The 26,631-nt window shown below is 60.8% G+C and carries 20 protein-coding genes; 6 read left to right on the forward strand and 14 right to left on the reverse strand.

Annotated features, from left to right (window positions below):
- Positions 1-66 precede the first annotated feature (66 nt).
- A complete protein-coding gene (locus QRN36_RS24980) occupies positions 67-2,424 on the forward strand; it encodes a TonB-dependent siderophore receptor (RefSeq protein ID WP_285426514.1) in 2,358 nt (785 codons plus the stop codon).
- Between the two features lie 295 nt (positions 2,425-2,719).
- Here the strand turns inward: QRN36_RS24980 and QRN36_RS24985 are convergent, their stop codons facing one another.
- Positions 2,720-3,595: a helix-turn-helix domain-containing protein gene (locus QRN36_RS24985; RefSeq protein WP_285426484.1), complete on the reverse strand. Its 876-nt coding sequence runs from the start codon at positions 3,593-3,595 to the stop codon at positions 2,720-2,722.
- Between the two features lie 300 nt (positions 3,596-3,895).
- Here QRN36_RS24985 and QRN36_RS24990 point away from each other — a divergent pair, with 300 nt between their 5' ends.
- Positions 3,896-4,795, forward strand: a complete 900-nt coding sequence (locus QRN36_RS24990) for a DMT family transporter (RefSeq protein WP_285426485.1) — start codon at positions 3,896-3,898, stop codon at positions 4,793-4,795.
- Positions 4,796-5,053: 258 nt separating this feature from the next.
- On the opposite strand, the gene QRN36_RS24995 is transcribed toward QRN36_RS24990, so the two are convergent.
- The gene (locus QRN36_RS24995; RefSeq protein ID WP_285426486.1) at positions 5,054-6,028 is read right to left on the reverse strand and encodes a D-glycerate dehydrogenase; all 975 of its coding nucleotides are present in this window, start codon (positions 6,026-6,028) and stop codon (positions 5,054-5,056) included.
- A gap of 288 nt (positions 6,029-6,316) precedes the next feature.
- Entirely contained in the window at positions 6,317-7,264 is a 948-nt protein-coding gene (locus QRN36_RS25000) for a LysR family transcriptional regulator (RefSeq protein WP_093462153.1), read from the reverse strand.
- A gap of 182 nt (positions 7,265-7,446) precedes the next feature.
- On the opposite strand from QRN36_RS25000, the gene QRN36_RS25005 reads away from it, so the two are divergent.
- From QRN36_RS25005 to QRN36_RS25020, 4 genes are all read left to right on the forward strand, one after another.
- A complete protein-coding gene (locus QRN36_RS25005; RefSeq protein WP_285426487.1) occupies positions 7,447-8,958 on the forward strand; it encodes an efflux transporter outer membrane subunit in 1,512 nt (503 codons plus the stop codon).
- A gap of 132 nt (positions 8,959-9,090) precedes the next feature.
- A complete protein-coding gene (locus QRN36_RS25010; RefSeq protein WP_285426488.1) occupies positions 9,091-11,289 on the forward strand; it encodes an FUSC family protein in 2,199 nt (732 codons plus the stop codon).
- Positions 11,279-11,479: a DUF1656 domain-containing protein gene (locus tag QRN36_RS25015; RefSeq protein WP_093462144.1), complete on the forward strand. Its 201-nt coding sequence runs from the start codon at positions 11,279-11,281 to the stop codon at positions 11,477-11,479. The genes QRN36_RS25010 and QRN36_RS25015 overlap by 11 nt, the downstream gene beginning before the upstream one ends.
- A gap of 15 nt (positions 11,480-11,494) precedes the next feature.
- Positions 11,495-12,358, forward strand: a complete 864-nt coding sequence (locus QRN36_RS25020) for an HlyD family secretion protein (RefSeq protein WP_285426489.1) — start codon at positions 11,495-11,497, stop codon at positions 12,356-12,358.
- A gap of 42 nt (positions 12,359-12,400) precedes the next feature.
- Here QRN36_RS25020 and QRN36_RS25025 read toward each other — a convergent pair whose 3' ends face one another.
- From QRN36_RS25025 to algK, 11 genes are all read right to left on the reverse strand, one after another.
- Positions 12,401-13,225 carry an SDR family oxidoreductase gene (locus QRN36_RS25025; protein WP_285426490.1) on the reverse strand — a complete coding sequence of 275 codons (825 nt, stop codon included), beginning with the start codon at positions 13,223-13,225 and terminating at the stop codon, positions 12,401-12,403.
- Between the two features lie 28 nt (positions 13,226-13,253).
- Positions 13,254-13,718 (reverse strand): multidrug transporter, encoded by a 465-nt coding sequence (locus QRN36_RS25030; protein ID WP_285426491.1) that lies wholly within the window; start codon positions 13,716-13,718, stop codon positions 13,254-13,256.
- A gap of 193 nt (positions 13,719-13,911) precedes the next feature.
- Positions 13,912-15,366 (reverse strand): mannose-1-phosphate guanylyltransferase/mannose-6-phosphate isomerase, encoded by a 1,455-nt coding sequence (locus QRN36_RS25035; RefSeq protein WP_285426492.1) that lies wholly within the window; start codon positions 15,364-15,366, stop codon positions 13,912-13,914.
- A gap of 282 nt (positions 15,367-15,648) precedes the next feature.
- Complete coding sequence (locus QRN36_RS25040; RefSeq protein ID WP_285426493.1) at positions 15,649-16,305, reverse strand: alginate O-acetyltransferase AlgF; 657 nt, start codon at positions 16,303-16,305, stop codon at positions 15,649-15,651.
- Positions 16,306-16,343: 38 nt separating this feature from the next.
- Positions 16,344-17,525, reverse strand: coding sequence for an alginate O-acetyltransferase (locus tag QRN36_RS25045; protein ID WP_285426494.1), 1,182 nt, complete (start codon positions 17,523-17,525; stop codon positions 16,344-16,346).
- A gap of 10 nt (positions 17,526-17,535) precedes the next feature.
- A complete protein-coding gene (locus QRN36_RS25050) occupies positions 17,536-19,116 on the reverse strand; it encodes an MBOAT family protein (protein ID WP_285426495.1) in 1,581 nt (526 codons plus the stop codon).
- A 218-nt stretch (positions 19,117-19,334) separates the two neighbouring features.
- Positions 19,335-20,471 (reverse strand): mannuronate-specific alginate lyase, encoded by a 1,137-nt coding sequence (locus QRN36_RS25055; RefSeq protein WP_285426496.1) that lies wholly within the window; start codon positions 20,469-20,471, stop codon positions 19,335-19,337.
- Between the two features lie 7 nt (positions 20,472-20,478).
- Complete coding sequence (locus QRN36_RS25060) at positions 20,479-21,918, reverse strand: alginate O-acetyltransferase (protein ID WP_285426497.1); 1,440 nt, start codon at positions 21,916-21,918, stop codon at positions 20,479-20,481.
- Between the two features lie 13 nt (positions 21,919-21,931).
- Complete coding sequence (gene algG / locus QRN36_RS25065; RefSeq protein WP_285426498.1) at positions 21,932-23,563, reverse strand: mannuronan 5-epimerase AlgG; 1,632 nt, start codon at positions 23,561-23,563, stop codon at positions 21,932-21,934.
- 153 nt (positions 23,564-23,716) lie between these two features.
- Positions 23,717-25,222, reverse strand: coding sequence for an alginate export family protein (locus tag QRN36_RS25070; protein WP_285426499.1), 1,506 nt, complete (start codon positions 25,220-25,222; stop codon positions 23,717-23,719).
- On the reverse strand, positions 25,219-26,631 hold the full coding sequence (algK, locus tag QRN36_RS25075) for an alginate biosynthesis TPR repeat lipoprotein AlgK (RefSeq protein WP_285426500.1): 1,413 nt from the start codon (positions 26,629-26,631) through the stop codon (positions 25,219-25,221). Before algK ends, QRN36_RS25070 begins: the two co-directional genes overlap by 4 nt.

The following is a 26,631-nucleotide window of genomic DNA, read 5'->3' on the forward strand; positions in this document are numbered from 1 at the left end:
TGGCCGACCACAGGTTCGTGGTGCATTCGGAGGGGCTTCAACTTGAAAGTCTGGCTCGGCATTTCCATGCTGACGGTCGGGAGCGCATGCGTTCAAGCGGCGGAGCCGGCCTACACGTTTTCCATCGCCGCGAAGCCCTTGCCTCAAGCACTCAGCGATTTCAGCCGAGTGACAGGGCAGGGCGTTATCTATACGCAGGAAACGCCCTACAGCATCGACGCGCCGGCAGTCAGTGGATCGTTCAGTGCCGAGCAGGCGCTGCGCATCCTGTTGGGCAACTCCGGCCTGACGTTCCGGCGTGCAACGCCTACGACGTTTACCCTGGAACCTGTTGCCGTCGATGGCGCGATCACCCTCGGCCTGACGCAGATCGATTCGCGGCGTAACGCGACGTCGAGCTATCAGCCGCCCGTCAGCACCTCGGTGATGCGCACGTCGACATTGCAGCTGGACAACCCTCAGGCCGTCAGTGTGGTGCCGGCGCAAGTGCTCAGCGATCAGGCGCCGCGCAATCTCGACGACGCGCTGAACAATGTCAGCGGCGTGACCCAGGGCAACACGCTGGGCAGCACGCAGGACACCCTGATGAAGCGCGGATTCGGCGACAATCGCGATGGCTCGATCATGCGCGACGGCATGCCGGTGGTGCAGGGGCGCAGCCTCAACGCAACGGCTGAGCGGATTGAAGTGCTCAAGGGCCCGGCGTCCGTGCTGTACGGGATTCAGGATCCTGGCGGCGTCATCAATGTGGTCAGCAAGCGCCCGCAGTTGCAGCCCTATACCGCCTTGACGGCGCGGGGCTCCAGCTATGGATCCGGCAAGAACGGCAGCGGCGGCACGCTCGACAGTACCGGCGCCTTGGGTGGCTCCGACGAGCAAGGGCAGGGCCTGGCCTACCGGATGATCGTCGATCATGAAGATGAAGATTACTGGCGCAATTTCGGCGTTCATCGCGAGACGCTGATCGCGCCTTCGCTGGCCTGGTTCGGTGACGACACGCAATTGCTGGCCGCCTACGAGCATCGAGAGTTTCTGTCGCCTTTCGATCGGGGCACGGCGATTGACCCGCGCACCAACCGACCTTTGGACATTCCGGCCGGACGTCGCCTCGATGAGCCGTTCAACAGCATGGAAGGGCGCTCGGATTTGTACCGGGTCGAGGTCGATCATGGATCAGACGACGACTGGAAAGCGCATCTGGGATTCAGCTACAACCGCGAAACGTACGATGCCAGCCAGGTCCGCGTCACGGCGGTGGATCCGGTCGACGGCACGCTCACCCGCTCGATGGATGGTACGGGAAATGCCTTGAGCGTCGATCGCTTCACCACCCTCAGCCTTGCCGGCACGACAGATCTGGCGGGCATGCAGCATGAGCTGGTGTTTGGCGTCGACGATGAGTACCGCAAGATATATCGGGGCGAACTCATCCGGCAAAAAAGCCGGACGACGTTCAGTTACGCCGATCCGGTCTATGGCCAGGAGGTCGAGGGCACGCAGGTCAGCGCGCCGGACAGCAATCAGAAGGACATCCTGCGCACTGACTCACTGTTCTTTCAGGATTCCGTTCACCTGAGCGATCGATGGATTTTCGTGGCCGGTGCGCGCTATGAAATGTTCGATCAGCAGGCCGGCAAAGGCACGCCCTTTACCCGCAATACTGACCTCAACGGTGAAAAATGGATTCCCCGGGCTGGCCTGGTGTATCGCTACAACGATGAACTGTCGCTTTATGGCAGCTACACCGAGTCGTTCAAACCCAACTCCAGCATTGCAACGCTCGCAGACAACACGGTGTTGGGCTCGGACACACCACCGGAGCGAGCGAAGTCGTGGGAGTTGGGCGCGAAGTGGGAAGTGGACAATCGAATCAGCGCAACGCTGGCGCTGTTCGACATCCGCAAGCGCAATGTGCTGGTGGCCAATTTCGACTCGCAGACGAGCCAGACCGTCTACACCACGGCGGGCGAAGTGCATTCGCGGGGGATGGAGCTCGATGTGAGCGGGGAGCTGTCCGATCGCTGGAGCCTGATCGGCGGCTACGCGTTCACTGACGCCTGGGTGGTCGACGATCCGACGCTCAAGGGCAATCGCCTGCAGAACGTGCCACGGCACAGCGGCTCGCTTTCGGCGGTTTACGATTTCGGCCAGGTACTGGGTTCCGATCGATTGCGCGCCGGTGCCGGGGCGCACTGGGTGAGCAAACGCGCCGGCAACCCGGACAACGATTTCGATCTGCCGGGCTACACCGTTGCCGACGCATTCGCGACGTATGAAACCAGTCTGGACGGCCAGAAAGTGAAGTTTCAGCTCAATGTGAAGAACCTCTTCGACCGCACTTATTACAGCTCGGCAGTCAGCCGCTACTTCGTCTCGATGGGCGATGCCCGTCAGGTGATCCTCGCGACCACACTGGAATTCTGAGTGGGCGATATAGCGCCGTTCGCCTGACATAACGCGCCAGCCGGTTGTGCTGCCGGTGCCCGGCAGTTCGCGAGCAAGCTCGCTCCTACATGGGCCTTCGGGTTTTCCGGACTCTCCGGCCAGGCACACATTCTGTGTGCGAGCTTGCTCGCGAAGGTGGTATTCGCATGCACTGGCCTATTCCCGGCTAAAGCCGGTCCTACTGACGCTGCAGATTTTTCGTAGGACCGGCTTTAGCCGGGAAGGCGTCGGGCGTATCACCCCCGACGCAAGCTCAGGTCCGCTCGGGTTTGGATCAGGACTGGAAGGCGAGCCGATATTCACCGGCCGTGGCGCCCATCGCCTGTTTGAACCTGTTGCTGAAATGACTGGCGCTGGCGAATCCGCATTCCACTGCAATTTCGCCGAACGCCATGCGTGTGCTGCGCAGCAGGTCGCGGGCGCGGTTGATGCGGCGGGCCAGCAGATATTGATGAGGCGGCAGGCCAAAGCTCTCGCGGAACATCCGTGCGAAGTGGTATTCCGACAGTGCGCAAGTGCCCGCCAACTGGCCCAGGCTCAGCGGTTCTGCCAGGTTCAGCTCGATGAACTCCACCAGTTGACGGCGCACGTGCGGGGCGAGACCGCCCTTCAGGCGAAGCCCTTCACGCAGGCCCACCTGGCTGAGAATCATGTGGTCGAGCAGTTCATGCGCCAGGCTGCTGGTGAGCAGGCGTTCGCCTGGCTCCTTCCAGTTCATGCCGATCAACCGGTGAAAACGCTCTGCCTGCTGCGGGTCGTCCAGAAAGGTTTTTTCCTGCAACGCCAGCTCCCGCGGCTCTCGGTCGAGCAGGGTGACGCAGTTCAGGGAGAACTGCTCGGGGCTGATATACAAATGCGCCAGGCGAATCTCCCCGTTCACCACCCAAGACGACTGATGCCCGGCCGGCAGTGTGCAGATTTTGTCGGGGGAACCCTTCTTGTAGGGCTGATCGCGGCGAAAAGTCTCCGTGCCGCCGGCGATGTAACAGGACAGCGTGTGATGGCTGGGTGCGTGATAATCCTGCGAATCATGCCGGTTGTTCCACAAGGCCGCCACCACGCCATCGCCCAGAAACGCGCTCTGTTCCAGCTGCGCATGGGGCGAGCTGTTCAGGGATTGGAAGACTTGGATGGTGTCCAGTGACGACATGGGCATCTCGTGAAATACAGGTTGGCGGCGTCGGGTCGGCGGAAAACAGCCTGTGGGAAAGAGCGTGCTCACGACGGCTCGGGTGAAGCCGCGACTCTCTATCGGCATCCGTCAGCCTTCGCGCTCCCACGGGCAACTTCGTCACCCGCCCCACAGCGTTGTGTCAGCTGCATCGTCCATGTGCCGAATCCTACTCCGCCCATGCGCCGCTGCCATCCTCCCAGCGATCAAATGCGCAAGATTATGCAAATGACGACCCGACGGAGCGCTCAGACTGGCATCTCATTGAGGGAGCCAGTCATGAACATCTCGCTGTATCTGCTGACCGTTTTGATCTGGGGCACCACCTGGATCGCCCTGAAAATGCAATTGGGCGACGTGGCCATTCCCGTCTCGATCGTCTACCGATTCGGTCTGGCAGCGCTGATCCTGTTCGCAATGCTGCTGATCAGCGGCAAGCTGCAGCGGGTCAATCGGCGTGGACAATTGATCTGCCTGGCCCAGGGGTTGTGTCTGTTCTGCGTGAACTTCATGTGCTTCCTGCACGCCAGCCAGTGGATACCGAGCGGTCTGGTCGCCGTGGTGTTTTCCACATCGACGCTGTGGAACGCGCTCAATGCGCGGGTGTTCTTCAAACAGAAGATTGCACGCAACGTGCTGACCGGCGGCGCGCTGGGGCTGCTCGGTCTGGGCTGCCTGTTCTGGCCCGAGCTGTCGGGACACAGCGCCAGTCGCGAGACATTGATCGGCCTTGGCCTGGCGTTGCTCGGCACGCTGTGCTTCTCGGCGGGCAACATGCTCTCAAGCCTGCAGCAGAAAGCCGGCCTGCGCCCCCTGACCACCAACGCCTACGGCATGTTGTACGGCGCAACGATGCTCTGCCTGTACTGCCTGCTCAGCGCAACGCCGTTCAGTTTTGAATGGAATGCGCGTTACATCGGCTCGCTGTTGTATCTGGTCATCCCGGGTTCGGTGATTGGATTCACCGCCTATCTGACGCTGGTCGGACGCATGGGGCCGGAGCGCGCTGCGTACTGCACGGTGCTGTTTCCGGTAGTGGCGCTGAACGTCTCGGCGTTTGCCGAAGGCTACCAGTGGACGTTGCCCGCGTTGATGGGGCTGGTCCTGGTGATGATGGGCAACGTGCTGGTGTTCAGGAAGCCGAAACCAGCGGTGGCCGTGGCGGCGAAACTGGCCTGAAAAGCGCGCCAGTCATTGTCCTCCTCGCGAGCAAGCTACCTCTCCAAGGACCCACCATTTGCCCGGCGCTCCGGCTGAGCACAACACCGGTGCGAAGGAGCGTGCTCGGGGCGACCATCGGACGAAGACTGATTTCCTATCATTGCATCTTCGCAGCATGAACCGGCCTCTTCCCGGCTAAAGCCGGTCCTACAGACGCTGCAAGCTTTTCGTAGGACCGGCTTTAGCCGGGAAAGCGTCGAGTCAGGCGCTTGATCTTCAGCCTTTCCACACCTGTGCGTTCACCAGATCCTGCGGCTTCTCACCGAGCAAGGCCGCACGCAGGTTGGCGTAGGCGCGATCGGCCATGGCCTGACGGGTTTCGTCAGTGGCCGAGCCGATGTGGGGCAGCGTCACCGCGTTGCTCAACTGGAACAGCGGCGATTCGGCCAGCGGTTCCTTTTCGTAGACATCCAGGCCCGCACCGCGAATGGTGCCGTTCTTCAGTGCCTCGATCAGCGCAGGTTCATCGACGATCGGGCCGCGGGCAATGTTCACCAGAATGGCGCTCTTTTTCATCAACGACAGCTCGCGTGTGCTGATCAGGTGCTTGGTTTTCTCGCTCAGCGGCACGACCAGGCAGACGAAATCCGACTCGGCCAGCAGTTGATCCAGCGTACGGAATTGCGCCCCCAGCTCCTGCTCGATCGCCGTTTTACGGCTGTTGCCGCTGTACAGGATCGGCATGTTGAAACCCAGTCGACCGCGACGAGCGACGGCAGCGCCGATGTTGCCCATGCCGACGATGCCCAGGGTCTTGCCATAGACATCCGTACCGAAATGCGGCGCTTCGATGCTGCGGGTCCACTTTCCGGCTTTGGTGTAGGCGTCCAGTTCGGCCACGCGACGAGCGCTGCTCATGATCAGCGAGAAGCCCAGGTCCGCGGTGCTTTCGGTCAGCACGTCCGGGGTGTTGGTGAGCATGATCCCGCGTTCGGTGAGGTAGGAAACGTCGTAGTTGTCGTAGCCAACGGAGATGCTCGACACGACTTCCAGTTGACGGGCACTTTCCAGCTGTTCACGCCCCAGCTTGCGACCGGCGCCGATCATGCCGTGGCTGTGTGGCAGGGCTTCATTGAACTGCTCGTTCAGATCACCCTTTTTGGGGTCCGGAATGATCACGTTGAAGTCTTGCTGCAGGCGCTCGGCCATTTCCGGGGATACGCGGCTGAAGGCAAGGACGGTCTTTTTCATCGGATAGCTTCTCTCGTGCAGTTCAGATGGGAAGTGCGTAGCACGCTAACATTCTTGTTGTTGGATTGGCGAGATTGGTGAGAAGGATACCCAAAGCGTGTAGGAGCGTGGCTTGTCCCGCGACCGGCTGCGCGGCAGCCGTGAAATCAGCGGCCGCGATACACCTGAAATACCGAGGTGTCAGGGTTTACGACGACTTCGTCGCCGTTTGCGGGACAAGCCACGCTCCTACATTCGGGTGCGTGTCAGGCTTCACACCGCCTTCGGCAAGTGGACACGTGTCAGGGATTAGCCCACCTCCGGCAATACATGAGTCTGCAAATCTGCCTCATGTGCCGCCATGATTTCCGGCAGGGACCCGCGCAGGTATTCCACCCAAGTCTTGATCTTGGCATCCAGATACTGACGCGACGGGTAGATCGCGTACAGATTCAACTCGTGCGAGCGGTACTGCGGCAACACGCGAACCAGCGAGCCGTTGCGCAGACCTTCGATGGCCGAGTAGATCGGCAGGATTCCGATGCCCATGCCGCTGCTGATCGCCGCTTTCATGGCGTCTGCCGAGTTCACCAGAAACGGCGAGCTGGCGATGGTCACGGTTTCCTGACCTTCCGGGCCGTCGAACGCCCATTTTTCCAGCGGAAAAACCGGGCTGACCAGACGCAGGCACGCGTGATTGAGCAGGTCCGCGGGCTTGTGCGCCATGCCGAACGCTTTGACGTAGGCGGGCGACGCACAGACGATGCTGTAGGTAATGCCCAGGCGCTGCGAGACGAAGCCTGAGTCCGGCAACTCACTGGCCAGCACGATGGACACGTCGTATCCCTCTTCGAGCAGGTCCGGCACGCGGTTGGTCATGGTCAGGTCGAAGGACACGTCAGGATGATTCCGGCGATAGCGGGCAATGGCATCGATCACGTAATGCTGGCCGACGCCGGTCATCGAATGCACCTTCAGCTGTCCGGCCGGACGCGCATGGGCGTCGCTGGCTTCGGCTTCGGCTTCTTCGACGTACCCCAGAATCTGCTCGCAACGCAGCAAGTAACGCTTGCCCGCTTCGGTCAGGGCAATGCGTCGCGTGGTGCGGTTGAGGAGACGGGTTTGCAGGTGAGCTTCGAGATTGGAGACGGCGCGCGAAACGTTGGCGGTGGTGGTGTCCAGCTGAGCCGCAGCAGCGGTGAAGCTGCCCGCTTGTGCCACGCAACTGAAGGCGCGCATGTTTTGCAGAGTGTCCATTGGCCGTTCTCTGGTGAGATAGCAAATTGTGACATGAAGTAACTGATCCATGTCAGCCATACCAAAGGATTATCTTCCGTTCAGTAACAAAGATTCACAGAAGTCCCGGCTTATCGCCGTTCGAGGCGCATCCTAGAATCTCGGCTCGATTCTTCCTCCTCCTCATTCGGGTAATTGCAGCAGTGCCGCGTCGCATTCTCAGAGGGCTCAAGCCCCTCAGTGTCTGGGCTTTAACGTTACTCATCAGCGGCTGCATCGGCACTGGCGGAATCGCCCCAAAGGGCACTTCAATGCCGGCGAACGAGTTAGCGACCGATGACGCGATCAAAGAAGCCGCCAAAGACGCTCACTGGCCCGACGGTCAATGGTGGCGGGCCTATGGCGATGATCAACTCAATCACTGGATCGAACTGGCCGCGCTGGGCAGCCCGACGCTGGCCATTGCGGCCGCGCGAGTGCGTCAGGCCAAGGCCATGGCCGGTATTGCCGAGTCGGCCGAATCGCTGCACATCAATGGCGACAGCACCCTCAAACGCCACAACTGGCCGACCGACCAGTTTTACGGGCCGGGCGAGCTGTCGAACACCAGCACCTGGGACAACAATGCGTCCATTGGGCTGAGTTACTCGCTCGACCTCTGGGGCCGGGAAAGCAACAACACCGAACAGGCGCTGGACATGGCGCACATGAGCGCCGCCGAGGAGCGTCAGGCGCAGCTCGAGCTGCAAGACAACATCGTGCGCGCCTACATTCAGTTGTCGCTCAATTACGCTCAGCGTGACATCGCCGAGGCGACGCTGGCTCAGCAACAGCAGATTCTCGACCTGGCGCAACGGCGTCTGAAGGGCGGCATCGGCACGCATTTCGAGGTCAGTCAGGCGGAAACGCCGCTGCCTGAAACCCATCGGCAGATCGACTCGCTGGACGAGGCGATCGCTCTGAGTCGCAATCAGATTGCCGCGCTGGCGGGCAAAGGTCCGGGCGAGGGTGCGAGCCTCAAGCGTCCGACCTTGTCGCTCAATGCCGCGCTGAAGCTGCCGTCGGCGTTGCCGGCCCAATTGCTCGGTCAGCGTCCGGATGTCGTTGCCAGTCGCTGGCGGGTGGCGGCGCAGGCGCGGGGCATCGATGTCGCGCATGCCGGGTTTTATCCTAACGTCGACCTGATGGGCAGCCTGGGTTACATGGCTACCGGCGGCGGCATGCTGGAGTTTCTCACCGGCAAGAAATTCAACTACAGCTTCGGTCCGGCGATCAGCCTGCCGATTTTCGATGGCGGCCGTCTGCGCTCCGAACTGGGCGTGGCGTCGGCCGGCTATGACACCGCTGTGGCGCAGTACAACCAGACCCTGGTGACGGCGCTCAAGAGCATTTCCGATCAGTTGATCCGCCGCGAGTCGATGAACAAGCAACTGGTGTTCGCCGACCAGTCGGTGGCGGCCGCGCAGAAAACCTACGATATCGCGATGGTCGCTTATCAACGCGGTCTGACCGATTACCTCAATGTGCTCAATGCCCAGACGTTGCTGTTTCATCAGCAACAGGTGCAACAGCAGGTGCAGGCTGCGCGCCTGACCGTGCATGCCGAACTGGTGGTCGCGCTGGGCGGTGGCCTGATGGCAGGCAATGATTCGCCGTCCGCCGACAAGACCGTCGCGCCAAAGACGCCGGCGTCATTGACCATGCTTGGGCGGTGAGGCAGGTGAATAGGTGTCGGCCATACCGGCTTTTTCGCGGGCAACCGCGCTCCCACAGTGGATCGCGATTTGCTGTAGGAGCGCGCTTGCCCGCGATTGCGATGGACCCTGCCACGCGGGAAGTGATTTGAAATGAATCAAGCCCTGAGCTGGCTCAAATCCCTGGAATGGCGGCGCGAACTCAATGGTTGGGCGCGCAGCGACGGCGTGACCTGGATCTACATCTTCAAGGTGCTGATCGCCGCTTTCCTGACGTACTGGATCGCGATGCGTCTGGAGCTGCCGCAGCCGCGCACGGCCATGATTACTGTGTTCATCGTCATGCAGCCGCAGAGCGGGCATGTGTTCGCCAAGAGCTTTTACCGCCTGCTCGGCACGCTGGCAGGCTCGGTGGTGATGGTCACCCTCATGGCGCTGTTTGCCCAGAACAGCGAGTTGTTCCTCGGCAGTCTGGCCATCTGGGTTGGCTTTTGCTGCGCCGGTGCTGCGCGGTATCGTAACTTTCGTGCCTACGGTTTCGTGCTGGCCGGCTACACCGCCGCGATGACCGGCCTGCCTGCACTGGCCCACCCGGAAACCTCGTTCATGGCGGCGGTCTGGCGTTTGCTGGAGATTTCTCTGGGCATCGTCTGTTCGACCCTGGTCACCGCCGCGATTCTGCCGCAAAGCTCCGGCGCCGCCATGCGCAATACCTTGTATCAGCGCTTTGGCACCTTCGCTCAGTTCGTCATCAGTGGCCTGCGCGGTACCAGCGATCCGGCGGCATTCGAGGCCAGCAACGTGCGTTTCATCGCCGATGCCGTGGGGCTCGAAGGCCTTCGCGCCGTGACGGTTTTCGAAGACCCGCACATGCGTCGGCGCAACGGTCGGTTGAATCGCCTGAACAGCGAATTCATGACCATCACCACCCGTTTCAACGCGCTGCACCAGTTGCTCGAGCGCTTGCGCAACCGGGGCGTGACGGCGGCGGTGCAAGCCATCGAGCCGGGTCTGCAAGCGCTGGCGCAGTTGCTCGAACCCTTCGCTGGACGCGCGCTGACCGACGCAGATGCGGCATTGCTGGCCAACCGTCTGAGCGTCTACAAAGCCGATCTGCCTGAGCACGTACGCAGTTTGCGCGCCGAGTTCGTCAAGACTGACCCCAGCGATGACGACCTTCTGGATTTCCACACCGCCTACGAACTGCTGTATCGCTTCGTCGACGACATGCACGATTACGCCCAGACGCACGCGTCCCTGGCTGACCACAGCCATGCGCGGGAGAAATGGGTCGAACCCTTCGTTTCCACCACCAACTGGATGGCGTCGGTCGCCTCGGGCGTGCGGGCGACGTTCATTCTGGGCGTAATGTCGGTGTATTGGGTGGCGACCGCCTGGCCGAGCGGCGCTTCGATGACACTGGTCTCGGCGGCGACGGTCGCATTGTCGGCGACGACGCCCAACCCGCGACGCATGTCTTTCCAGATGGCGTGCGGTACCTTTCTCGGTGCGCTGCTGGGCTTTTTCATCACCTTTTTCGTCCTGCCCCGCATCGATGGCTTCCCTTTGCTGTGCATGGTGCTGGCGCCGGTTTTCGTGTTCGGCGTGTTCCTCACCACGCGGCCGCAGTGGGTCGGTTACGGTCTGGGCTTGCTGATCTTCTTCAACATCGGTTCCGCCCCGGACAACCTGACGGTCTACAACCCGTATGCCTTCATCAACGATTACATCGCCATGGTTCTGGGCATGCTGCTGTGTGCGGCGGCGGGCGCGATCATTCTGCCGCCCAACAGCCGCTGGCTCTGGCAGCGTCTGGAAGGCGATCTGCGTCAGCAGGTGAGTTTTGCCATCAGTGCGCCGTTGCGCGGCATTCGTTCGAAGTTCGAGAGCCGTACCCGCGACCTGATGCATCAGGCATACGGCCTGGCGGCGGGCAAACCCGAAGTGCAGCGCAATCTGCTGCGCTGGATGTTCGTGGTGCTGGAGATCGGCCACGCGATCATCGAGCTGCGTCGCGAGCAGGATGTCCTGCCTGTGCATCCCAGTTATGCCGAGTCGCAGCCGTGGCGGCAGGCGATCCGGGCCATGGGCCGTTCACTGATTCGTCTGTTCATTCAGCCGGACCGGCACAACCTGGCGCGCAGCCTGTACGCCGTGGATCACGCGATCTTCTGCGTGCAGAACACCGACGAACCCTTCGCCCCGCATTTCGACACATCGGCGCTGCGTCGAGTGAAGAGCTATCTGCACTTCATCCGGACCTGTCTGCTGGACCCGCAGTCACCGTTGGCGGCCTATGCGCCAGCACAACCGCCCGCTCTGGAGCCTCAAGGACTTCCCCATGCCACGTGAAATTGCCTTTCACGGCGTTTACATGCCGAGCGTGACCGTGATGTTTCTGGTCGCGATGGTGCTTTCCTGGGCGCTGGATCGCTTCATGTCCGGGCTCGATCTGTACCGTTTTTTCTGGCATCCGGCGCTGCTGCGCCTGAGCCTGTTCAGCTGCATTTTCGGCGCGATGGCGCTCACTGTTTACCGTTGAGGCACGTTGGTTGACATGAAAAAGGTCTTTAGTCTGATCGCCACTTTACTGATTCTGGCGCTGGCCATCTGGATCGGCCGGTTGCTGTGGATTCATTACATGGACACGCCCTGGACGCGTGACGGGCGCGTGCGCGCGGACGTGATAAACGTTGCCGCCGACGTCAGCGGCATGGTCATCGACGTCCCGGTCAAGGACAACCAGCCGGTGAAAAAAGGCGACTTGCTGATGCAGATCGACCCTGATCATTACCAGCTGGCGGTCAAGCAGGCTGAAGCGCTGGTGGCCTCGCGCAAAGCGACCTGGGAGATGCGCAAGGTCAACGCCAATCGTCGCAAAGACATGGACGCGCTGGTGATCTCCGCAGAAAACCGCGAAGACGCCTCTAACGTCGCCAACTCGGCACAGGCCGATTACCAGTTGGCCGTCGCACAACTGGAAGCCGCGCAACTGAACCTGCAACGCACCAAAGTCCTGGCGGCGGTGGATGGCTACGTCACCAATCTCAATGTGCATCGCGGCGATTACGCGCGCATCGGCGAGGCGAAAATGGCTGTGGTCGACAAGAACTCGTTCTGGGTCTATGGCTTCTTCGAAGAGACCAAACTGCCGCACGTCAGGGTCGGTGACCCCGCCGACATGCAATTGATGAGCGGCGAAGTGATGAAGGGCCACGTCGAGAGCATCGCCCGCGCCATCTACGACCGCGACAACCCCGAGAGCCGCGAGCTGATCGCCGACGTCAACCCGACCTTCAACTGGGTGCGTCTGGCCCAGCGCGTCCCGGTCCGCATTCACCTGGACCACGTGCCGGAAAGCGTCGTGCTGGCGGCGGGCATCACCTGTACCGTGATCGTCAATCCTGAGGTTGAACAGTAACCGAGAACGACGCAGCCGATGCGGTGCGTGCCTGAACGCCGGTCACAGCGGTTGATTCAGCTTGAAGCGCCTGCTCAGGATTCTTTCCAGCAGGGCGGTCGGCAACAGCCGCTCCATGAGGGGCAGGGCGCGGCTGCCATTGCCGGAGCGCAGCAGGCGCGGGGGTTTGTCTTTCTGAACCGCGTTGAGTACATCGCGGGCAAAGTCGCTGGCCGGGGTTGGATTGCCCTGTGACGCGTTGGCCCTCGCGCGGATGCCTTCTCGCAGCGGCCACCACGGGGAGCTTTCATGGATGACCTGCTCGGCAGCCTGGCTGGCATTCCTTGCAAATTGCGTGTCGATGGCGCCGGGCTGCACCTCCATCACGCGCATGCCAAACGGCGCCAGCTCCATGCGCAACGCTTCGCTCATCGCATGAACGGCCGCTTTCGAGGCGCAATACGCGCCGCCGAATGGCGTGACCAACACACCTGAAACGCTGCCGATATTCACCACCAGCCCTTTATTGCGGCGCAACAGGGGGAACAGCGCGCGCGTCACGCCGACGATAGAGAACACGTTGGTTTCGAACTGCCTGCGTATGCCTTCCACGCCGCCGTCGAGAAGCGGTCCGATACCGCCATAGCCGGCATTGTTGATCAGCACATCGAGCCCTTTGCCATGGCGATCGAGCGCAGCGGCCAGTTGCTCCAGCGCAGCGCTGTCGTTGACGTCCAGCTCCACCGCCTGAAAGCCTGCCGCGGCCAGTGCCTGAACGTCCGCAGTTTTGCGCGCGGTGGCCCAGACCTCATGTCCGGACGCTTTGAACGCGTCTGCCATGGCGCGGCCAATGCCGCTGGAACAACCGGTGATCAGGACGACAGGCATAGGGTTCATTCCTTGAAAATCGAGAGGGTCAGTCCGAGAACGTGCCTTGCAGGCGCTCGGCGCGGAAGTTCAGCGTCTGCGGCCGGTAGCCCGGGCGCAGGGGCGGCAGCGGCAGGCAATCCTGCCATTGATTGCCTGGCAGCAGTTCGCCCGGACCACGATAGCGCGGCGCCGTGTAGGTGTCTTCGGCAAGGTTGACCGTGTCGCCGGGCGCATAGGCCGCCACCTTCCAGCGCAGCTCCGTGAGGGCGACATTGTTACCGTTATCGATCAAAACCAGCAGCGGCCGACCGGTCGGGCACTGTTGCGGCGCGAAATCCAGGCGCAACTGCAGACGCTCCAGACGCTGGGTTTCTCGGCTGTCCTGCCACATTACGACCGCCGCGACGATACCCAGGCCAACCGCCGCCGCCAGTGAAACCGGCAGGGCTTTGGACGGATAGCGCAGCAGAAGGACCAGCCAGGTGAGGATCAGTACGGCGCCGATAAGCATGTCTTCGGACTCGTGAATGCGAATGCTGGCATCGTACCGAAAGGGAGCAGCGAGACCAATGCGCCTTTGCGTGGTGTGTCGGTCTGGTGGTCGTTTCTGAAAATCGGATAAAAAAAAGCCCCCACCCGTCCTCTGCGGATGGGGAATACGCAGAGAGTGGGCGGGGGCCCTACAACGCGGTTTTACTGACGCATCAACGCGCGATGGTCTGAGTTCTCACGCCGGCTTCGATGCCCGGAGTCGAGCGACCGTAGACGTCTTCGAAACGCTCGATGTCGTCTTCGCCCAGGTAGCTGCCCGATTGCACTTCGATGATTTCCAGCGGGATCTTGCCTGGGTTGCGCAGGCGGTGAACCGACGCGATAGGGATGTAGGTCGACTGGTTTTCAGTCAGCAGGAACACGTTCTCGTCGCAGGTCACCTGAGCGGTACCCGACACCACGATCCAGTGTTCGGCGCGGTGGTGATGCATCTGCAGCGACAGGCTGGCACCCGGCTTGACCGAGATGCGCTTGACCTGGAAGCGGCCGCCCATGTCCACGGAGTCGTACGAGCCCCATGGGCGATAGACTTCGAGGTGGTTCTGGGTTTCGGTGCGGCCTTGCTCGTTGAGCGTGTTGACCATCTGCTTTACGCCCTGAACCTTGTCCTTGTGGGCGATCATCATGGCGTCCTTGGTCTCGACGACCACGATGTTGTCCAGACCGATCACGGTGACCAGTTTGCCGTTGCCCTGAATCATGCAGTTGCGGCTGTCCTGGATGACCACGTCGCCTTTGGTGACGTTGCCGTTTTCGTCCTTGGCGTGGACATCCCACAGCGACGACCAGCAGCCGACGTCGTTCCAGCCCGCGTCCAGTGGCACCACGCAGGCGCGCTGGGTTTTTTCCATGACGGCGTAGTCGATGGAGTTGTCAGGGCAGCAGGCGAAGCTCGCCTGATCCAGCTCGATGTTGTCGCCATCGTGCTTGCTGCGCTCAAGGGTCAGCAGGCAGTTGTCGTAGATGTCCGGATCGTGCTTTTTCAGCTCTTCCAGATAACGGCTGGCACGGAACAGGAACATGCCGCTGTTCCAGTAGTAGCCGCCTGCATCGACGAATTCCGAAGCGCGTTTTTCGTCGGGTTTTTCGACGAACTGGGCCACGCGGCTGACGCCTTCCGGCAGCAGCGCATCGGCAGTGGATTTGATGTAGCCATAGCCGGTTTCAGGCTTGGTGGCCGGCACGCCGAACAGCACCATTTCGCCACGCTCGGCAGCGACGGTTGCCAGTGCCAGTGCACGTTGCAGTGCTTTCTGATCGTCGATCACGTGGTCGGCCGGCAGCACCAGCATCAACTCGTCGCGACCTTCGTTAGCCAGCATCATGGCCGTGATCGCCACTGCCGGAGCAGTGTTGCGGCCGAACGGTTCCATGATGATGCCTTGGGTATCAAGGCCCAGCGCCGCCAGCTGTTCGCCGACGATGAAACGGTGGTCCTTGTTGCACACCACGATCGGGTGCTGCATCCCGTCGAACTGCAGGCGCTCGAGGGTCTGCTGGAAGAGGGTGTGTTCGCCGGTCAGTGCCAGGAACTGTTTTGGAAACTGTTTACGCGAAAGAGGCCAGAGTCGGGAACCGCTGCCACCTGACAAGATCACTGGAATCATTTTAATTCTCCAAATAGCAATAGCGTTCGAATGGGCTATACGTCGGTTTTTCTGTCGTTTCGTCTGTCTTGTTCTTGTACCGCTGCGCTCGGCGCCCTCTTGGTGTGCTTGCTCCGCATCACCTGGCGCCGAACGCTGATGTCTGTAGGAGCGCGTTTGCCCGCGAGGGCCGGTACGTCCAGAACAGTGGTGTCGTCTGACACATTGCAATCGCGGGCAAGCACGCTGCTACAGAATCAAAATTCAATCGCGTGCGCCGCGTGAGCAGCGCACGATCTGCATTTACTGAGTCGAAGTCGGGCGCTTGACCCAGACTGGCGACAGGTTGCTACCGGTGCCGGTGATGTACAGCACGGCCGCTTCGCCACGCTCCAGCGCGACTGGCTTCAGGTCGCTGACCTTCTTGTCGCCGTCGAACAGCGCGAAGCTGACTTTGACCGGGTTGATTTCACGCTCGCCGGTGCCTTTGGCCGAGACAGCCTTGACCACGTCGGTCTTGCCGTCGGCAGTCTTCAGGGTCAGCGACTTGTCGCTCAGGTTCTGCACGCGAACCAGGGACTTCTGCTTGTTCTTGAACGGTGGCTCCTCCACCAGCTGTGGCGCGCCCGATGTGTTGTTGACGATGGTGTAGTAGTGATCGCTCGCCAGTTTCACCGGCAGCGTCTGGCTGCCGATCTTGGCGCTGTAGTCACCCTGTGGCATGAAGCTGAAATCGCTGCTGGCCAGCGGGCCGACTTCGTTCAGGCTGGTGTTGCCGACGCTTGCGCTGATTTCACTGTTGCTGGCGTTGTAGACGCGAACGAAGGTCGACCCTTTTGGCGCGGTCGGGCCGTACAGAGCGGCGTCGCCACCAGCGAAGGCCGAGAGGGACACGAAGCCCAGGCTTGCGGCCAGAACGCAGGTTTTCAGCAGGCTGGTCTTGGTCGAACGAGTAGGCATGCGAGTTGGGTTCTGCAAGGTCATTTTGAGTAGTCCTCTCAGTTTTGCGCCCGGTTGGGCGACTCGGAGTTGGAATCGTTGGCGTTCTGAGCCAGATTTTGTTGAGGGTCACGAGCCTTCTTGAGTTCGGCGATCCACTGCGGATCGAACTCGGTCAGGTCGTTGTGAGCGGGCAGGTAGCGTTCCGGGAACTCCCAGATCAGCACCTGCGGCGGGCTGCTCTTGAAGGCATCGGTCTGCAGATACTTGAGCATCGGCAGAATCGGGCCATGGCCGTCTTCGGCGTAATTCACGACGTCGCTGTGCAGCGCTTGCTTCAGAGCGCCAGCAAAGTTCCAGTTCGGGTTGGCGCTGTAGCTGGTACCGACCAGACCGACTGCCACCGAGTTGTCGGCGAACAGTGCATCACCGCTTTCACCGTCGGCCTGGGCCGGGTTGGTGGTGCGCTGTTGCAGGTCGTCCGGCTTGGGCAGCAGGTTGCTGAACAGCGGATCGAGTGGCAGGAAGTTGGTCAGGTCACCCTTGTACGGCGCGCTGGACTTGGCTTCGGTGACGAACGTCTGCGGATCGCCGCTCAGTGGCGTTTGGCTGGAGATCGCCACGCCCAGTTGCTGCGCGACCACTTCGGCGCCCATCGGCGTCCAGTGAGTGTCGGTGCGCAGGAATACCTGGCCTTTGTCTTTGGCGTTCTGCAGCGGTGCCAGCAGGTCCGGCGCGAAGATGCCGGCCTGATTCACCTGAGCATGGAACTGCTGATACAGATCGGTGTGCAGCGCGGCCGGCTTGTTGTCGCCCACGTGCTCCGGATAGAGACGCGTCTTGGCTGGAACGATTGCCAGCACCAGTTGCGTACCCTGTTTTTTCAGCGTGTCGCGTACGCCCTGAATGATCGCCAGGTTGTCGGCTTCGTTCTGCTCGCCATTGGCGACTGCGTCGAATTCTTCGTCGGTGTACAGCCACTGGTCCTTGCCGAGGATGACCCCCGGACGACCTTCGTTGAACACCTTGTAATCCAGCGCAGCCCACAGGTTGGTGCCCAGGCGCTTGATCGGGAATTCGTCGTCGTAATGGGTTTCCACTGCTTTGGTCCAGTGGCCATTGAGAACGGTGGTTTCCTTCGACGTCGAGAAGCCGATGAAGCTGCGCAGCGACCACAGGCCCAGTACCAGCAGAATCGCCAGGAACAGGAAGATGTAGAGGAAACGTAATGAACGGGTCATGTCAGGCTCCTCAGAACTGGAAGTACAGGAACGGCGAGAAACTGGCCGCCGAGAGTTTCAGAATCGACGCAACGAACATCAGCAGGATCAGGGCGCGCATGACGTAGCGCGACCAGTCGGCGGTCCAGTAGGCAGGCTGAACCTGTGCCTCTGTGCCAACGATGTAACCTGGTTGATGGATGCTGCCCGGCTTGTCGCCCGGAACGGCTTTGATCATGCCTGGCACCGCGGCGGCAGGACCGTCAGCCGGTGCTGGCGTGCCAGCGGCGTGGGTGTCCGACGTCGGTTTGACAGGTGCGCGGTTCTTGTAGAAGTCACGCAGGCCGAAGAAGGCGAGGGTGATGTAGGCGACGATCAGGGTCGCAACCTGCAGGCCGGTCAGGCTGGCGCGGTTGAGGTCCGACAGTTGCCATTCGCTGAAGCTGAACATGGCACCGTACATACGTGCAGCGACGTGCAGGTTTTCGGCGCGGAAGATTACCCAGCCCATGACGACCAGCAGGAAGGTGAAGGCCCAGCGCAGGACGTTGAACGTACGCGGCGTGGTGTTCAGGCCCAGCGCTTTTTCGATGGCAAGCCAGACACCGTGCCAGGCGCCCCACACGATGTAGGTGATGTTGGCGCCGTGCCACAGACCGCCCAGCAGCATGGTCAGGAACAGGTTGCGATAGGTCGCGACTTTGCCGCCACGGTTGCCGCCCAGGGTGATGTACAGGTAGTCACGCAGCCAGGTGGACAGACTGATGTGCCAGCGACGCCAGAACTCAGTGATCGACTGGCTGATGTAAGGCTGTTTGAAGTTTTCCATGAAGCGGAAACCCATCATCAGGCCCAGGCCGATGGCCATGTCGCTGTAACCGGAGAAGTCGAAGTACAGCTGCGCGGTGTAGGCCAGCGCGCCAAGCCATGCATCGCCCGTGGTCGGGTGTTGCAGGGCGAAGCAGTGGTCGACCACGACCGCCAGGGTGTCGGCGATGAAGACCTTCTTGATGAAACCTTGCATGAACCGCGTCACGCCTTCGGAGAACTTGTCCAGGGTGTGCGTGCGGTTGTTGAACTGGTCGACCAGATCGCGGAAGCGCAGCACGGGGCCGGCGATCAGGTGCGGGAAGATGGCCACGAACGCTGCGAAATCGATGAGATTGCGCGTTGCCGGTGTGTCGCCACGGTAGACGTCGATGATGTAGCTGATGGACTCGAAGATGTAGAACGAGATACCGATCGGCAACAGTACGTGGGTCAGGATGAACGGCTCAAGACCGAAGGAGGTCATGATCGCGTTGATGCTGTCCACGCCGAAGTTGGCGTATTTGAAGTAGCCCAGGATGCACAGGTCGACCGCCACGCCCAGCAGCAGCCAGCGCTGTGCGGGTTTGGTCTTGACCCCGGCAGCGCCTACGCGCAGGCCGATCCAGTAGTTCCACAGCGTCACACCTGCGAACAGTGCCAGGAAGTCCACTCGCCACCACGCGTAGAACACGTAGCTGGCGATCAGCAGCAGCAGGTTGCGATAGCGTTGCCCGCTCAGATAGTACAAGCCGAGGAAAACCGGCAAGAACAGGAACAGGAACACGTTGGATGAGAAAACCATCCTTATCTCTCCGTTTGTCCAACATCAAGGGCCGAAGCCCCCCCAAACCCCCCATGAAAAACTGGAGGGGTGAAACATGAATCTCACTGCCGTCGCCGATCCCTGTAGGAGCGCGCTTGCCCGCGATTGCAATGGTCCGGTCGACACATTTACATCGCTTGTGCTGGCCTCATCGCGGGCAAGCGCGCTCCTACAGGTTGTGCGTGGTTGTGCTCACATCAAGAACCGCCTTTCTCACCCTTTTCATGACTCGGGTCATAGGTACGGGTCAGGTCTCCGCCGAGACGGAAGTTCTTGAACGGTTGCATCTTGTGTTTCTGATCCAGCACATCCGGGCCGCACTCGTAGAGCGAGCAGTACGGTTCGAGCCAGGCAAATTTCATGTCGGTCTTGAGGTCCGTCATGTCCTGCTTCTGGCCGTCTTTGGCCTGGAATTCGTTGCCGGAGTCCTTCACGCCTGCCAGTACCCGGTCACCCAGACGCTTGAGCGCGCCGTTGTTTTCAGGGCGCAGATCGACACCGTTGGCCTGCGCGAAGCTGGCGATCATGGCCAGTGGCGGCAGTGCGTAGTTGTGGTACGCCAATGCACGCTGCTTGCGCTTGAGCTCGTTAGGCAAGAAGCCTTGAGCGTCGACCTGGTTGGCCGCGACCTTGAACTCTTTCACCGACCAGTCGAACAGGTCCTTGCGGTTGGTCGCCACGGCGGTCGACATCACCGACCAGGCAGCCCAGTACGAGTGGTTGTTGGTCTTGTCCAGCGGCAGGTTGTTCCAGTCACTGACGACTTGATCGGCCAGCTTGCTGAACCAGGCTTCGATGATCTGAGCGTCCTGCTGGCGAGTCGCCAACGGATGGGACTCGGAGAATTTCAGGCGCAGGTAGGAGGAGGACATGCTGCCCAGCGCCCATTTGCGCATCGACTTGCCGGTGTGGTTGAAGTCGGTCGACTCCAGCGCATCGGCCTTGGCCCAGGTGGTGAGCATGTTCAGCGCGCAGTCGAGCTGTTCCGGACGGCCATCGCGCATGTACTGCATCACCACTTTGCTGGTGTTGCGTTCCATGGTCGTGATGTCCTTGGTGGCGTCGCGAAACGCTTGCTCGGAGTCCTTGTTCAGGGTGGCGCGAGCCTTGTCCGAACCTTCGTACTTGCTGCGGAACTGCAGCGCGCCGGTGTAAGGCTGCGGTGTCGCGTCACAGCTGAACTTGTTTTCGCCGCTTTTGAATTTCTCGACGCCTTCGTAGTAGCCCTGCGGCGGCACGAGGGTCGACGCGGCACTGGCGCTGGTGGCGAACGCTGTACCAGACAGCATCGCCAGCGACAGAAGGGTAGGGAGCATCAGTTTTGGAGTGTGCATAAGAGCCTCATAACCCGGCTTGCGCGGTTTGATGCGCGACATTCGGGAACACGTTGCGTTTGCATACTTTCGCTTCGACCTGCTGAGGCGCAGCGCCCGCTTCCGGACCCTGCACTTCCAGTGCGAGCAATTGCTGGTCAGCCCAGTCCTTGTCATCGCGCAGTTCGAAGGAGAAGCGCCCGTCGGTTTCAGATGTTTCAGGTTTTTCGATCTTCAGGTCTTCGTGGCGGCCGTTCATGTACCAGAGGCGCGCTTGAAGGGTCTTCACCGAGGTGTCGGCGAACTTGATGTCGATCTGATTACTGCCGTTGCGCACATCCTTGATGCCGTTTTTGCCGTTGACCAACAGCTCGTTGATCCCTGGTTTGAGCGTGGTGCTGGTTGTCATCAGCGCCGGTTTGCCCTCGCAGCCGTTATCCAGCAGCGACATCATCTGGCGATAGATGGTTTCTTGATCCAGGCGATACAGCGGCGAGAATTCCCAGATGAGAATCTTCGGCGGGTGTTTCTGGAAGTCGTCGCTGCCCAGGTACTGCAGCATCGAACCTTCGAGGCCGCCGCCGGGGAATGCCACGTTCAGCACGTCAGCACCAATGTATTCCTGCAAAAAGCCGGCGAAGTTGTAGTTCTTGCCGCTGTGACTGGTACCGACCAGAGTGATTTCCGGGTTGCCGGAATCGCCGAAGAGGTCGCCGTCGCCCGCTTCGCCTTTAGGTTCGGTCTCGAACTGATCCATGTACTGGATGGCGTAGCTGGTGCCGCACAATTGACCTGCCATATTGTGCAGAGTGCCCTTCTTGCCCATGCGACCTGACAGATGGGTCTCGAATTCGCGCTTCGGAACGTCGGCGAACGCCGGCATTTTCTTCACGGAATCGGCGACGATCTTCGCAGTGCGCTGCGCGCCGTATGGCGTCCAGTGCTGGTCACCGCGGAAGTAGAAATCATGTGCCTGCTGTTCGTTGGTCAGCGGCGACAGGTCCGGCACGGTGTAGCCCATTTTTGCGAAGCGACCGAGCATGGCCTGGTAGTTACGCAGCGCCGTGTTGTAATCGAACTTGTCGCGATCGGCCGGGAACAGTTTGTTGCGATCGACCAGGCCGCGAGTCGGCTGATAGACCACGACCAGCTCTACGCCCTTGCTCTTGAAAGCGTCGTGCAGTTGTTGCATCCGACGATAGCCTTCCGGCGTGGTGTCGAACTCGGTGCGCAGGTCTTCGCGGGTACGGAACAGCCAGTCACCTTGTGCCTGAACCAGCGTGGTGAAGTTCTGCTGATAGCGGGTGACGTAGTTTTTCTCGTCGTGCGCTTCCGGGCACAGGCTGCAGCAGGGCTCGGCGGTAAAGCTTGGGGCGGTCGCGTCAGCGGCATAGGCAGCGTTGCTGGCGGCGAACAGTGCAGCGGTCAGGCCGGAGAGGCTGAGCAATTTGATCAAGTGTGCGTGCATAGAAATGTCTTCCTCAGTCCCGGAGTTGTTTCTGGCTTTCGACCGGGTCGATCAACACGGCTTTTTGTTGGCGCACCAGCAGATCGAGGATTTCGTCCTGACGGTCGCCCAATACGCCGTTGAAGCTGATCCCGCTGGATTTGGTCGGTGCAAGCATCGACACCTTGTACAGCTCGACGCTGAGCGGCGAGTCGATGGACAGCGGGCCTGAACCATTGGAGGTCAGTTCGCCGCCGACCATAATCAGCGACACTTCAGCGTCGAACGGGTCGAGCTTGATGTCGCGGTCGGTATCGGAGAGGTCTTTGATGTGGCCATAAACGCCCATCAGGCCGTTGCCGATGGCCAGGTTTTCGTAGAGCTTGATGTTGGTGCTGTTACGAACCCGGATGCCGTGACGCTTGTTGGCGAAGACGCGGTTGCCCCACAGCAGGTTGTCGGCACTTTCGTACAGCGTGATGCCGTCGGTGTGGTTGCGGTAGATCTCGTTGTAGGCGACCAGGTTGTTGACGCTGTTACGGTCAAGCACGACGCCCGACAGGTGGTTGTCATAGCTTTTGTTGTTGATGATGAAGCTGTCGTTCACCTCACGGGAAATGATGATCCCGTGTTTTTTCTTGGTGCCGTAGACAGTGTTCTCGGCAATGATCAGGCCGTGCGAACGGTCGTGCGGGTCGATGCCGTAAATGATGTTGTCGTGGTAGGTGTTGCTCTTGACCACGAAGTCGCGGGTTTCATAGCAGTAGAAGCCGTACCAGAGGTCCGAGAACTCGGAGTTGACGATCCAGCCGGTCGGATCCGGGCGGTTCATCTGCGCCTTCATGTTGGGCGTGTACTGAGAAATACTGATGCCGTACGACTTGCTGTTGTTGTAACCCAGGCTCGCCACTTTCGCGTTGAACATGTAAGTCTGGGTGCCGCCCCAGGCAAGCACGAACGGACGGAATTCCTTCGGTGCCTTGAAGGTCGACGGACCGTTGGCCTTCTCGCTCCAGCCCGTCAGGCGGGTGTCGGAGATGAACAACTTGTTGTCGTTGACCATGAACGAACCGGCTTCCTGCGACAGGCGCAGTTCGGTGGTCTTCTTGTCGATCTCGAAGATACCGGTCTTGCCGACCACGATCGGCAGACGTGCAAGATAGACACCTGGAGAGGTCTCGCTCAGGTACTGCTTTGGCACCTTTTTCGCCAGATCCTGCAGGTTCATGTAGCCGTCTTCGATGAAGATCGCCTGAGGGATGCCGTGCTGACGCGCGACCCACTCAGCCATCTTGTTATCGCCGCCGATGAATTCCTTCAGCGAGTCTTCCTGCATCATTCGTCTGATCGCGACCTTGCCTGGCTTGGTCCGCACGATCTTTTTCTGCATGGCCTGCTGGGTATAACCCGACAGGTCAGGCAGCTTGGGCTTGTCCATCATCAGCGGCTCGGCGGGCGGGCTGCTGATGGTGTACGTCTTGGCCTGATGCAGGCCTTTGACGACTTCTTCCCCGGCCGCCGGCTTGGCGGCGGCCGCTGGCGCTGGCGCAGGGCTGTTGGCCATCGCGCCGGCACTGGCAAGCAGCAGAGCGCTACTGAGCACTGCGCTTTCCAGCAGAGCATGTGGCCAGCCCCGAGGCCGCAAACTGTTTGCTTGACTGTTCATGTCATTGCACTCTCATCAAACGTGACACAACCGGTGTCGAGAACATGGTGAAGCTCCCGTAGCAGCCCGGCTTGCCGGCGGTGACTTCCGCAAGAGCGCTGCAGCCGGCAAGCCGGACTGACAGCGATCTGCGGTACCCGATCCTGCTTTGCATCAGAAACGCCAGATAACGTCGACGATGGCGCGGTGCATGTAATCGTCCACGCCGCTGTGATACGCATCGCCGGGTTTGAACACGCCTGCACGCAGACGAATCAGCGCGGAAGGCTCGTCAAACGACTGGCTCACCGAAGCAGGCAACAGGCCCTGCTTGAAGTACTTGGTGACCACCAGATCCATTTCCTGACCCAGATCCTTGCGGCCGTCTTCCAGTGGCAGGGAGTCGAAGCTGCTGACGCCGTCGGCATCCACGTTCTCGCGAGCCGGGTTGATCCCTGCGCCCCCGATACCGGAATGACCGTCGACGCGGCGGAACTTGTGGTAGATCAGAGAGGCGTCGTACTCGTCCTGCATCTGCCAGGACGCGAACAGCGTTCCGGATTCCACGTTGGCCATTTCGCCCTGGAAGGCTTCGCCGAAGCGGTGTACGCGCGAGCGGGTACCGGTCCAGTTCGAGCGGTTGCTTTCCAGGCCGTTCTGTTCGTAGTTCTTGCTGGCGCGGGAGTAGGCGCCGCCCACTTGCCACATCGGATCAAGACGCACACGCAGGCCCAGGTCGGTCGCCCAGCCATTCACGTTTTCGTTGGTCTTCTGGCCTGCGACGTATTCGTCGCGGGCCGCGCTGTAGGTGCTGCCCAGACGATCACGGTCGCCGGTCAGCCAGGTCAGGCTGCCCCAGTAGTTGACGGTGTTCAGGTTGCGATAGTTGTAAGCGTCGCTGTTGGCCTGAATGCCCAGCCAGGTAAGGTCGCCGCGGGTGGTCTTGTCGAGATCGTCGATCTCTTCGCCCTGATCCTTGAAGCTGCCGCCATCATGGCTGTAGTGCGCACGCACGCCGGCCCATTGACCTGGCGTCCACTGGTATTCAACGTCGCCGAACAGATGCTGACGATCCTTGTCCTGTGCGGACAGTTCGGTCAGGTCGGTGCGGTATTCGCTGAAACGTTGTGCGGCGCCGACTTCCGCCTTGAGCAGCGTGGTGTCGAACACCCAGTTCACCGCTTCGATGTTGGTGTCGTGCCATTGGCCGTCGTCGTTGCGCAGACGCTGGCGACCGACCTTGAGGATCTCGCCAGGGTAAGGCGTGAAACCGCTGTAGCCGATCCAGAATTCGCGCAGTGCGGCGTAGCTGTCGTCCACTTCACGGCTGCTCGACGTCTTGCGAGCGCGCAGGGTGGACTGGCCGTTTTCATCAGTGACCTGCTGATCCAGCGGGTCGGTCTGGATGGTGTCCGTGGCAGTGACCACCTGACCCATCGCGTAACCGCTCCAGTTGCCCCATTGGCCATACATCCATGGGCGCAGGTCCAGACCGACACCGTTGACATCGCCACCATCACGGGTGCCCAGGTCACGGTCGTCTTCCAGTTGCCCAGTCAGCTTTACTTCAATACCGAAATTCTGGGTATCGGTCAGGGCTGCCAGTGTCGGCGTAGCCCAGACCAGAGTGAAACCCAGACCCAGTCCGGCTGCCATCAAGGGGTTCAACTTAAGCTTCATAGAGGTGCGTCCTCGCCGTCTTTTTCTTCTTGCAGGGTCTGCAAGGCCAGCGCGTTTTGCGCTGTGGTGCCCCGGACCTGCTGTTCTCGCTGGAGAAGACTTTGCGCTTGGGCACGCTTCTCAGGCGGCAATTGATCGTTGAGTTGCTGTGCAAGTTCCGTGGCCTGAGGAGTGCCCTGGGCTTGCGCCAGCTGACCAAAGACCCACGCATTCACCGGGTCGGGCTTGATGCCCTTGCCTTGCGAGAACAATTGCGCGAGGGCGAAGTCGGCGCTGTTCTGGCCACCGCGTGCGGAGGTCAGCAGCTGGTCGACGGCTTTTTGCGGGTCGGGATGGCCGAGGTAGCCACGGCGATACAGCTGACCCAGGTAGTAATGCGCCGAAATCTGCGTCGGGGCGGCCTTGGTCAGGTGCTCCTCGGCTTTCTTCGCATCAGGCAAAACCAGCTTGCCTTCGTAATACAGTTTGCCCAGCAGCAGCTCGGCGCGCGGTTGATCCGCAGCACGGCCGTTGTCCAGGTATTCCATCATCTTGTTGACGTCGCCGAGCTCTGGATAATCGTAGAGCAGTTGCGCCAGGCTGACCCACGAAGCGGGGTATGCCGGTGCGACTTTTTCCAGCAACTGCTGCGCGGTTTTTTCGTCCGGCTTGCCGATGGTCGAGTCGGCCAGCACACGGGCTACGGTGTCGACACGCATGGCCGGCACGGTGCCTGCCGAATAGCCGCGCTGCATCTGGTCCAGCAACGCCGCCTGTTTGTCCGCTTCGCCACGTTTCTGGTAGACCGTCGCCAGTTCCATGTAGCAGACATCGTTGGCGCGCAGGGCTTCCTTACAGATGCTTTCGACTTCACCCAGATGCTGGTCGTAGGTGCCTTGGGTGCGGAACAGCAGCACCTGGGCAAGACCGGCTTCCGGATAACCCTGCGCACGCCATTCGCTGATCTTCTGCTGCGCGTTCACGTTGGGGAACGTGTGCGGGTATTGCAGATAAAGCATCGCCAGCGGAATCAGCGTGCCGGCCTCGCCATTGGCGAAAGCTTTTTTCAACAGACCTTCGGCTTCGCGTTGCTCGGCCTCGGTGGAGTTGGGTTTGACCGCGAGCAGTTTGCCCAGGCGCGATTGCGCCCGTGGCGACGTTTCAGCGGCAGCGCGGTAAGTTGCCTCGGCCTGCTTGATCAGTTCAGGGTCGCGAGTACCGACCTGAATGTCTGCAAGACCTACCTGTGCATCGCTATAACCCAGGTCCGCCAGTTGCCGATAGTTTTGCTCCGCCAGCGCGGTATCGCCGCGTTTCAGGGCCTCATTGGCCAGGCGCTGATCGGGCAGGCCGGCACAGCCGCCCAGACCGATCGCGATCGCAAGGCTCAACAACGTAGGGGCTGACAAGCTTCGTAGTGGGCTAGCCAT

This window comes from Pseudomonas sp. efr-133-TYG-103a, from assembly GCF_030209235.1.
Lineage (GTDB): Bacteria > Pseudomonadota > Gammaproteobacteria > Pseudomonadales > Pseudomonadaceae > Aquipseudomonas.

Excerpts from the sequence above, each read along its gene's own strand:
- QRN36_RS25040 (WP_285426493.1), bottom strand. The coding sequence starts at position 16,305 with ATGCCTACTCGTTCGACCAAGACCAGCCTGCTGAAAACCTGCGTTCTG.
- QRN36_RS25025 (WP_285426490.1), bottom strand. The coding sequence starts at position 13,225 with ATGCCTGTCGTCCTGATCACCGGTTGTTCCAGCGGCATTGGCCGCGCC.
- QRN36_RS25055 (WP_285426496.1), bottom strand. The coding sequence starts at position 20,471 with ATGCACACTCCAAAACTGATGCTCCCTACCCTTCTGTCGCTGGCGATG.
- algG (WP_285426498.1), bottom strand. The coding sequence starts at position 23,563 with ATGAACAGTCAAGCAAACAGTTTGCGGCCTCGGGGCTGGCCACATGCT.
- QRN36_RS24985 (WP_285426484.1), bottom strand. The coding sequence starts at position 3,595 with ATGTCGTCACTGGACACCATCCAAGTCTTCCAATCCCTGAACAGCTCG.
- QRN36_RS24980 (WP_285426514.1), top strand. The coding sequence starts at position 67 with ATGCTGACGGTCGGGAGCGCATGCGTTCAAGCGGCGGAGCCGGCCTAC.
- QRN36_RS25000 (WP_093462153.1), bottom strand. The coding sequence starts at position 7,264 with ATGGACACTCTGCAAAACATGCGCGCCTTCAGTTGCGTGGCACAAGCG.
- QRN36_RS25015 (WP_093462144.1), top strand. The coding sequence starts at position 11,279 with ATGCCACGTGAAATTGCCTTTCACGGCGTTTACATGCCGAGCGTGACC.
- QRN36_RS24995 (WP_285426486.1), bottom strand. The coding sequence starts at position 6,028 with ATGAAAAAGACCGTCCTTGCCTTCAGCCGCGTATCCCCGGAAATGGCC.
- QRN36_RS25010 (WP_285426488.1), top strand. The coding sequence starts at position 9,091 with ATGAATCAAGCCCTGAGCTGGCTCAAATCCCTGGAATGGCGGCGCGAA.
- QRN36_RS25060 (WP_285426497.1), bottom strand. The coding sequence starts at position 21,918 with ATGCACGCACACTTGATCAAATTGCTCAGCCTCTCCGGCCTGACCGCT.
- QRN36_RS25035 (WP_285426492.1), bottom strand. The coding sequence starts at position 15,366 with ATGATTCCAGTGATCTTGTCAGGTGGCAGCGGTTCCCGACTCTGGCCT.
- QRN36_RS25020 (WP_285426489.1), top strand. The coding sequence starts at position 11,495 with ATGAAAAAGGTCTTTAGTCTGATCGCCACTTTACTGATTCTGGCGCTG.
- algK (WP_285426500.1), bottom strand. The coding sequence starts at position 26,631 with ATGGCTAGCCCACTACGAAGCTTGTCAGCCCCTACGTTGTTGAGCCTT.
- QRN36_RS25030 (WP_285426491.1), bottom strand. The coding sequence starts at position 13,718 with ATGCTTATCGGCGCCGTACTGATCCTCACCTGGCTGGTCCTTCTGCTG.
- QRN36_RS25045 (WP_285426494.1), bottom strand. The coding sequence starts at position 17,525 with ATGACCCGTTCATTACGTTTCCTCTACATCTTCCTGTTCCTGGCGATT.
- QRN36_RS25050 (WP_285426495.1), bottom strand. The coding sequence starts at position 19,116 with ATGGTTTTCTCATCCAACGTGTTCCTGTTCCTGTTCTTGCCGGTTTTC.
- QRN36_RS24990 (WP_285426485.1), top strand. The coding sequence starts at position 3,896 with ATGAACATCTCGCTGTATCTGCTGACCGTTTTGATCTGGGGCACCACC.
- QRN36_RS25070 (WP_285426499.1), bottom strand. The coding sequence starts at position 25,222 with ATGAAGCTTAAGTTGAACCCCTTGATGGCAGCCGGACTGGGTCTGGGT.